An 8,126-nucleotide genomic window follows, 5' to 3' on the forward strand; every position below is an offset into this window, starting at 1 on the left:
CGCTTCAAATCCATTGGTTCGATCATTGATGTAATTAACCAGATTGCGTTGTAGGCGGGAGTGAAAGAGGGTTGGCATTGGTTTTTGGACTGCTCGCCCATCAATTAATTCCCATGCCGGAGAAGCCTCAATATTGGGTTGAGTGAGAAATTCTCGGAGGGCAATCCTTGGAATCGACTGGGTCATAGCTGCTTACAAAATTTCACTGGTTCAGTTTATACCAACCATACTAGAGCCCAAATCTTGCCCAGGGTTGCCCAAGAGAAGCACGCTTCCCTTGCCCGATTACAGACTAGGGCGTGTTTTCAAAGTTTTACGCAAGATTATGATCCCCCCCAGCCCCCCTTAAAAAAGGGGGGAGCCATACTCAAAGTCCCCCTTTTTTAAGGGGGATAATGGGGGATCTCCGAGGCAAGAAAACACGCCCTAACCCTTCAAAGATTAGCTTGCCTAAATGTCTTTCTCATCCGCTTAAAGTTCCACAGACCAAAGATTAACCAGAAAGCTAGTAATCCTGTGGTTAGCAGTAACACTACCGATGGGCCAAATTGCACAATCAGTGCTGGTGCAGCAGCAGTAAACAAGCCACCACCTACTATCGGTTCAAAGAACAACTGTTTGTAGGCGAAACTCTCAAAAGCACCGGTATGGTTATCTGGGTCTACCATCTGGATCAACAAGATACCGGTTGCTGTCACTCCCATGGATTGTCCCATATCCCCGATGCCACGCTCAAACCAGTATCTGGGGAGTATACGGGGTGCCAGGAAAATAAATCCCCAGATGTTCCAGACGATGCCAGCGATCGCAAGAATTAAAAATGGCAAGAGGTTGTTTCCCAGCACTCTTAGGGAAATCGACGCTAATGCGGTCACAATTACCACATCTAGCGCTACGCCAGAGATACGCTCCTGCAAGGGTCGAATAATTAGTGACCCCAGTCCTAGACGCACGGTTACTACTTGGACAATCAAACCACCAATTAGTGCCATGGGAAAAAGAGGCACATACTGAATGACTTGAAAGCCACCGGCTCCCCAAGTAACTGACTCAATAAACTTGAGCACTGCCAGGATTAGCCAGCCGATTGCGATCGCAACTCCTACAAAAGCAAGGTTCAATGACAGGGGATCGATCAGTAAACCATCCATTAATCTCGCTCTGGTTAACCTGACTTCCGTAGGTTCTCGTTGAATTGTCTGTTGAATTGTATTTTGAATTTTATCCCGAAACTGTTGTAGCTCACTGCTGGGATCAGGGCTCCTGTGGATGTATCCCTTGCGCCTGCCCCAGCTTGCTAGCCAGGTACCTGCGATCACTCCTGAGAGAATACCGACTGTAGCCAAGCCTAGAGCCAAGTCACCACCGTCGTTAAAACCGAGTTTTCTAAAGGTATTGGTCATGCCAGCAGCGGTGCCGTGACCGCCTTCAAAGGCAACTTCGATTAATGCACCTGCGATGGGATCGACACCGAATATCGGACTCAAGACTAACAGAACTAGCAGCAGTCCAATCACATATTGTCCCCAGGCCAGGGTTTGACCGAATGCTACCTGAGGTGCCGCTTTGCGCCAAATTTTTATGGGACTGGGGATAGCTTCACCTAAAAATAAGGCGGCGAAGACAACATTGATAAAGACACCAGGAGACTGAGACCAAAATGTTGCCATGGCTTTCGGAAACAAACCCCCAGCTAGTAAGGAATCTGTACCTGATACGGTAGATGCGATCGCACCCAATACTCCTGGTCCGAGTAACAATGCTACTCCCCCAGCAATAACCGATTCTGGTAGATAAAGGGATTGAAACAGCGGAACTTTCTGTTTGAGAAACCTGCCGATCAGGAGTAAAATCCCGATCATGATCAAAGCAAATAAAGCATTGATGAGCGTAAACATAGCACCTTCCCCTCAGTGGGATAGTTACACCACCGAAGTCAACTGCCTCTGCTAACTAAAAATTTCAAATGTGACGGTAAAGCTTTGATGGTAAAGCTTTAACAGTAAAGCATCGTCGGCGAGTTGAGTCTATCGTGGTGAAGCTGAATAAAAAATTATTGTAACTCAGGCGAGAGATAAAATTCCGTCTAGTCTCTAGTTTTTGGGTCAGGGTAATCGGACATATCGCATTTCTCACAATATTACACAATATTAATTGTCAGAATTTATGATCGGAACTTCCCTACTCCCTACTCCCTACTCCCTACTCCCTACTCCCTACTCCCTACTCCCTATTCACTATTCCCTGTTTCCTTTGCTATATGATAAATACTCAAGCATATGTTATCTAACCCATGACTTCTACTCAATACCGTAATCCTGCTCCCACTGTTGATATCATTATTGAACTAATCGACCGACCCCATCGACCGATTATTTTGATTGAACGGGAGAATCCCCCCCTAGGCTGGGCAATTCCCGGTGGCTTTGTAGATTACGGCGAGTCGGTAGAAACAGCAGCGCTGCGGGAAGCTAAGGAAGAAATCAGCTTACAGGTTGAACTAATTGAGCAATTCCAGGTGTATTCTGACCCTAGTCGTGATGCCCGTAAACATACCATTAGTATTGTGTTTTTAGCTACAGCAACTGGTGAACCAAAAGCGGCTGATGATGCTAAAAATCTCGGCATTTTTCACCCTTGGGAAGTTCCATCTAATCTCTGCTTTGACCACAACAAGATTTTGCGGGATTATTGGAATTATCGCCATTATGGAATTAGACCTAGGCTATCTGCGGAAGTGATACAGTAAGTCATCAACTAGGGATACATTGAAGCAACCTGAATGCAAACATCAGCCTGTAATCCTGATAATTAAGAAAAGTTAAGGATTACACACTCATGAACATCAAGCCCTCTTTAATGGCAGCTGCTACTGTAACCATCGCTGCTTCTACATTGACCGCCATCTCTGCTGAAGCGGCTGCTCTTGACTTCGATATTTCTCCATTTACCGGTTCTCCAGCTACAGTCAACATTACTTTAGAGGAAGTTGGCAATGATGTTAAGTTTAACTTTGAAGTGACTGATACCTTGGCCGACATCACTGGGGTATTCTTCGATATTAACGACACTTTCAATTTGAACTCAAATGATTTGAGTGTTAGTGGCAATGATGTAACCGGGGGTTTGGTAACCAATACTAAGAATCTTGGCAATGGTGTCAATCTCAACGGTGGTGGTCCGAGCAACCCTGGCTCATTCGATTTTGGTTTAAAGATTGGCACCAATGGTATCGGAGGTGATGATATTCAAGCCACTAGCTTTACCCTATCTCACGCTACAGAAGCCTTAACTCTCAATATGTTTAAGGAGCAAAAGTTTGCAGTGCGTCTGCAAAGTGTAGGGTCTAATCGTGAAGGCAGTAGTAAACTAACAGGAATATCCCCTATAAAAGTTGTCTACCCCTCTGATAACAAACCAGTTGGTGTACCGGAACCCTCCACTGTACTGGGATTAGGCTTATTCGCTGTAGGTCTAGCTGGCACACGCCGCATTGTCAAAACCTAAGGAGTTGATATCAATCAAACCGATTTTGTCTTGGCTATTACCATTAGCTGAATGCTTAAACCAATAGGGAAATAATGAAATTGGATTGTGATTCCATCGTCATCACAAACAATGATTGGTCTTCATAAAGGATACTCATGGTTTTGATGCTTCAGTTTCTGTAATGGTAGAATTGGAGAGATTAACTAAATGCAGGGTGTATCTACTTTTCCTTGAAACCGGGAAATAAGAATGACTAGGGCAAGCATCCCTGCTGATAATATCACATTAGGATATCACATTTCAGAGTTTACAGATAGCTTTAAGAACCTTTAGCAATTGAATAGAACTATCAGATTCCATCAGGTTTAGTAATGGCATCAGCTGATAAATTGGGGAAGTTTCCTGCTGTAGATAAACAAACTGATAACGTAATCCATTGGTCACTAGCCCCCATACCGATTTCTGATGCTCTAAACTTTTATAGGCATAGGTCAGTAATTGTGGTAAACCTGCTGTTACGTCAACTAGACTGTTTTTCGTTTCGATTACCAATACCCAAAAATAGTTATTAGCTGATGTTGGTTGCTGGTTGTTTATTGCTAGAATATCAAGCCGCCCTGTAATTCGTGTCTCCTCCTCTTCACTATCAATTTCGGCAATCCCCTCTTCCACGGAAATTGTAATCGGATAGTGATAGAAGCCAGCTAATCTTAGCAATGGAGCAATAACTACTAACTTCACCTGCCCTTCAGAGACTTTTCCTGATCTTAGATAGGGGCGAAAATCATTCTTTATTTGCACTAGTTCCTGCTTTTCAACGTCTTTTAACGGTTCTAAGGATAACAAGGGTGTGAATGAACCATCATAATGTTCTTCGAGATTCAAAAGACGATGAACATCATCCAGGGATAAGTTACTAGGGTTTAAAGTTTTCATTAGATACTTAATTTTTCTCCAATGCTAAAACAGTTTTGATATTACAAGTTTTCTGATTCCACATATATGCCCCTAATCCAACAGCTAGGTTATAACTACAGTAGTTGCTAGTGGTGCTTTAGGGGGGGCTTGCCTTCATTTTCCACCTCTTCGCACTTTGTTGGGAAAGCCTGCCCGAAAATTGTAATGGGTAAGATGCCCATTCCACGGCTGATGCCCATTCCACCCACCAGCCCAAACAGCTTTTAGGAGATGCACCCTTTAGCACCTCAAGTACCGTGCCCATAGCCCATAAGCTTAATGCTTACAGTCTTCGAGGTCAGAATTCAGTATTCCCAAGGGAGATCCGGTGACTTGCTGAAAAGCTGGGATTGATGATCGTGATTTTTTTTTGCATCATAGAAGTAACTCCTACTTGGTTGGGAGGAAAGCCGCGCTGGTCATGATTAACGGGCATACTCAGCGCGGTTCTTAGTCTCATTTTTTACCTTCTATAGTAGAGATAAATCTTCGAGAAAATGCAAGGATTAATTAAAATATTAACATTTATTTACAAAAATGTTTTTAGCTATATTAATTGACTATTATTTAAACTCTTTTTTTGTACTATTATTGATTAATAATCATCATTTATATCCGGTAAAATTTTATAAAAAATCATTTGTATTGATAGCCATAAGGTTGTGTAATCTGCGGAACACTTTTTTGTTATATAGCGGTTTTTAATTAGGTGAGGTACATGTTTTTAGGGAGCTAAGGCCGTGGGCTCCGCTTTCGGCAAAGCCGAAAGCGAACGGAGCTGGAAGCAGTGAAGTCATAAGGTAAGCATATATGCTACGCCCACGCTACTTGAAGTGCCGTCAGCCGTCAGTAGTCAGTAGTCAGTAGTCAGTAGTCAGTAGTCAGCCGTCAGCCGTCAGCCGTCAGCCGTCAGCCGTCAGCCATTGGCTTTTGGCCACGCTACTGTTCGCGCAGCACCTCAAGTAGCGCAATCGGTGCTTAAAATAAACCTATGCAGGCCTATGGCCACGCTACGCGAACGGGATAATTTAATTCAGATTAAATTTTATTCAAAAGCTAATAGCTAATAGCTGATAGCTGATAGCTGATAGCTGATTGCTGATTGCTGATAGCTTACCTCAAAGCTGACCCATGCCAGCAGAAACTGATTCTTTCTCTAATGCTAAAACAGTTTTGATATCACAAGTTTTCTGATTCCAGATATATGCCCCTAAGCCAACAGCTACATTAGAAATACAGGCAGCGGCAAAGATACCATTAACCCCAAATAGCTGACTGCCTAGATAAGCCAATGGGATGTAAAGCACTACCATCCGAGTCACCATCATCACCACTGATGGTAAGGGTTTACCTAAGGCATTAAACGTCGAACTGGCAACTAGAATCACGCCTGTTCCGGCATAGCTAATCGGGACATTGACACTCCCCGGTCTAAAGACGCGGGGATTCTTGCTTCAACGAGCCAACTTGCTCAACCAGACCGGAATCAGGAAGAGTAGAGGTCGATTCTCTGCAAGCGTTTTGGTTTAAAACCAGGGTTCCGATGTGCCCCACCGTACCCAAGGCTCGTTTAAGGATGTTGATCGCGGCATTGTGGTCACGGTCTAACTCGCACCCACATTTACAAACGTGAGTCCTAGTTGATAGCGACTTCTTGAGCACTTCACCACATTCAGAACAATTTTGGCTTGTGTAGGCAGGGTTTACTGCAACAGTTACTCTGCCGAATTTAGTCCCAAAATGCTCGATCCATTTTCTAAATTGATACCAACCAGCATCATTAATAGACTTGGCGAGGCAGTGGTTTTTGACCAGATTTTTTACCCTCAAATCTTCATAGGCGACCAGGTCGTTAGACCGGATTACGCAACGTGCCAGTCTCTTGGCATGTTCTTCACGCTGCCTACTTATTTTAAGGTGCGTCCTGCCTAGTCTATTAATGGCTTTTTTACGGTTGGCTGAGCCTTTCTTTTTTCGATAAACTCGGCGTTGATAAAACTTTAATCTCTTTTCCCCAGTCCTGTAAAAACGGGGATTAGGTTCAGTCTTACCTCTGGAGTCGGTATAGAACTCTTTTAAACCTACATCTAGACCAACAGTCGCATCAGCAGGTTTTAATTGTTCTTTTACATCGACTGAAACACAAAACTGGACATAGTAACCGTCTGCCCTTTTGACAATCCGAACTCGCTTGATTTGTTTCTTGTCAAATCCCCACAAGTCCCATGTACCTTTGAGTTTAAGCTTCCCAATTTCTTTCTTGTCAGTGAATGTAATTGATTTATTGTCAGGGGACAGCTTCCATCCTGACTGCTTATATTCGACTGACCTGCAATGCTTTTGAAACTTAGGGAAACCTTTCTTTCCAGATACTTTTTTCTTACAGTTCTCAAAAAAGCGAGCAATTGATGACCATGCCCTTTCAGCCGCAGCTTGTCTAGCGGTTGAGTTCAGTTCATTGGCAAACGGAAAGTTCTTAGCTAAGGTTTTGCAATACTTATTGAGGTCGTATTTGTTAAACCCTTTATTATCCATCCACAAACGGAGACAGCTATTCCGTACAAACTTCACAGTCCGGATGGCTTCGTCTATGGATTGATACTGTTTCTTTTTCCCGTATGCCTTGAACTCAAGTATGATCATCAGAACTCGACCTTTTCTGTTATATTATTATAATACGTTTAGCACAAATTTACAAGTCATGTTGCTATATTTTTTTTTTTTAGTGGGACAGGACTCCCTATAGCTAAAAAGCTAAAAGGCGCGTCAAGCCGCTATCAACTTTCATCTCCGCTCGCTTTGTGACGGAGTTTTCAGTTGTTAAAATCCTAATAACTGCAAACACTCCCCAAATCATCGGTATCGTTAGTCGGGTTAGCTGGGAGCTCACCTTCCCTTCAATCAGGTTTTGCTTCATGGTAGGGCATACCTTAATTAATCTTAATAAAATTTAACTAAATTTAATTGGTTTTGAGGATTTATCTAGAGAAAGGGCAAGAGGATAAAGAGGATAAATGAGTTAAAACAGGTAAATTAAGTAAATAGTTTCGGCTCATCTATAACTGAAGTTCCCCTGTACTTTTGTACTACTAGAGCACGGAAAGGCTATCCCCATAAGGGATAAGCTTTATTTAGCCTACTCTTTGTGTGCCCATGTAATTTTCCAATTTTCTTAAGATTCAAGGTTGGGTAACTTTGGCGATAATGTAGTCATGTATATAGAACGAGTTCCCAATCGAAACTCACCACCTGCTGTCCTTCTCAGGGAATCATACCGAGAAGGAAATAAAGTTCGTAAACGCACCCTAGCTAATCTGTCTAAATTACCTGATGATGTCATCGAAAATTTACGCATTGTACTCAAAGGAGGAGTGGCCGTTGAAAATTATGGGGAGGCTTTTCAGATAAAAAGAAGCTTACCTCATGGCCATATTTCCGGGGTTCTAGGCACTCTGAACAAATTAGGAGTTCCAGAACTAATAGATGGTAAAGCTTCAAAAAATCGGGCAGTTATCATCGCCATGATAGTTGCCCGAATAATTGACCCCTGTTCAAAATTGGCAACGGCTAGAGGATTAAATCAGGAAACTTGTGGTTCATCTTTGAGCCATCTACTCGGATTAGAATCAACAGATGAAGATGACTTATATGAAGCCCTAGATTGGCTGATAGCTAGACAA

Annotated in this window: 8 protein-coding genes and 1 pseudogene; 4 read left to right on the plus strand and 5 right to left on the minus strand. The window is 42.9% G+C overall.

Annotated elements, in window-relative coordinates; genetic code table 11:
• Both F6K20_RS14710 and F6K20_RS14715 read right to left on the minus strand, forming a co-directional pair.
• Window positions 1-186: pseudogene (locus F6K20_RS14710) on the minus strand (Uma2 family endonuclease); the annotation flags it as partial.
• Window positions 187-434: 248 nt separating this feature from the next.
• Window positions 435-1,898, minus strand: a complete 1,464-nt coding sequence (locus tag F6K20_RS14715) for a sodium/glutamate symporter (RefSeq protein ID WP_008189647.1) — start codon at window positions 1,896-1,898, stop codon at window positions 435-437.
• A gap of 256 nt (window positions 1,899-2,154) precedes the next feature.
• On the opposite strand from F6K20_RS14715, the gene F6K20_RS14720 reads away from it, so the two are divergent.
• The 3 genes from F6K20_RS14720 (at window position 2,155) to F6K20_RS14730 (ending at window position 3,507) form a co-directional block, all read left to right on the plus strand.
• Window positions 2,155-2,316 carry a hypothetical protein gene (locus F6K20_RS14720; protein WP_165691813.1) on the plus strand — a complete coding sequence of 54 codons (162 nt, stop codon included), beginning with the start codon at window positions 2,155-2,157 and terminating at the stop codon, window positions 2,314-2,316.
• Window positions 2,294-2,749, plus strand: coding sequence for an NUDIX domain-containing protein (locus F6K20_RS14725; protein ID WP_008189649.1), 456 nt, complete (start codon window positions 2,294-2,296; stop codon window positions 2,747-2,749). Before F6K20_RS14720 ends, F6K20_RS14725 begins: the two co-directional genes overlap by 23 nt.
• An 89-nt stretch (window positions 2,750-2,838) precedes the next feature.
• A complete protein-coding gene (locus tag F6K20_RS14730; RefSeq protein WP_044495188.1) occupies window positions 2,839-3,507 on the plus strand; it encodes a PEP-CTERM sorting domain-containing protein in 669 nt (222 codons plus the stop codon).
• Window positions 3,508-3,789: 282 nt separating this feature from the next.
• On the opposite strand, the gene F6K20_RS14735 is transcribed toward F6K20_RS14730, so the two are convergent.
• The 3 genes from F6K20_RS14735 to F6K20_RS14745 all read right to left on the minus strand — a co-directional run bounded on the left by F6K20_RS14735 (window position 3,790) and on the right by F6K20_RS14745 (window position 7,089).
• Window positions 3,790-4,425: a restriction endonuclease subunit R gene (locus tag F6K20_RS14735; RefSeq protein WP_287251338.1), complete on the minus strand. Its 636-nt coding sequence runs from the start codon at window positions 4,423-4,425 to the stop codon at window positions 3,790-3,792.
• A gap of 1,139 nt (window positions 4,426-5,564) precedes the next feature.
• Window positions 5,565-5,834, minus strand: coding sequence for a hypothetical protein (locus F6K20_RS14740; protein WP_008189656.1), 270 nt, complete (start codon window positions 5,832-5,834; stop codon window positions 5,565-5,567).
• A 43-nt stretch (window positions 5,835-5,877) separates the two neighbouring features.
• On the minus strand, window positions 5,878-7,089 hold the full coding sequence (locus tag F6K20_RS14745; protein ID WP_287295111.1) for an RNA-guided endonuclease InsQ/TnpB family protein: 1,212 nt from the start codon (window positions 7,087-7,089) through the stop codon (window positions 5,878-5,880).
• Window positions 7,090-7,658: 569 nt separating this feature from the next.
• On the opposite strand from F6K20_RS14745, the gene F6K20_RS14750 reads away from it, so the two are divergent.
• Window positions 7,659-8,126: IS1634 family transposase N-terminal domain-related protein (locus F6K20_RS14750; RefSeq protein WP_502708835.1), on the plus strand; the 468-nt coding region annotated here is incomplete at its 3' end.

The organism is Moorena sp. SIO2C4 (genome assembly GCF_010672485.1).
Taxonomy (GTDB): Bacteria; Cyanobacteriota; Cyanobacteriia; order Cyanobacteriales; family Coleofasciculaceae; genus Moorena; species Moorena producens.